We start from the raw sequence: 338 nt of genomic DNA, 5'->3' as shown, positions 1-338 counted from the left end.
CCTGCGATCCGGACGTCTTCCCGTGCTGATCAGTTCGGTCGGCGTAGGCATCACGTTCCAGGTGTTGCTCGATCCGTTCAATGGGATCGTGAACAAGGTGATCAGCTCGATCACCGGTGGGGATGGTCCGGGTTGGCTCACTGACCCGAACCTCGCCCTGTACTCGGTGGTCGGCATCGACGTGTGGAAGGGCATCGGGCTGGCGACCCTGATCTACATCGCCGGGATCGCGGCGATCCCGAACGAGTACTTCGAGGCGGCTCGGGTGGACGGGGCCACGAGTTGGCAGATGTTCCGCAACATCATCCTGCCGCTGTCCTTCCCGGCGACCAGCACGG

The 338-nt window shown here is 63.3% G+C and carries 1 protein-coding gene; it reads left to right on the top strand.

What is annotated here, in order from left to right; translation table 11 throughout:
- On the top strand, positions 1-338 hold a 338-nt coding region (locus BN358_RS25045), incomplete at both ends, for a carbohydrate ABC transporter permease (RefSeq protein ID WP_157593586.1).

The organism is Sedimentibacter sp. B4 (assembly GCF_000309315.1).
Taxonomy (GTDB): Bacteria; Bacillota; Clostridia; order Tissierellales; family Sedimentibacteraceae; genus Sedimentibacter; species Sedimentibacter saalensis.
Note: the sequence above shows the minus strand (reverse complement) of the source record. Positions and strands in the feature narration are given on the sequence as shown.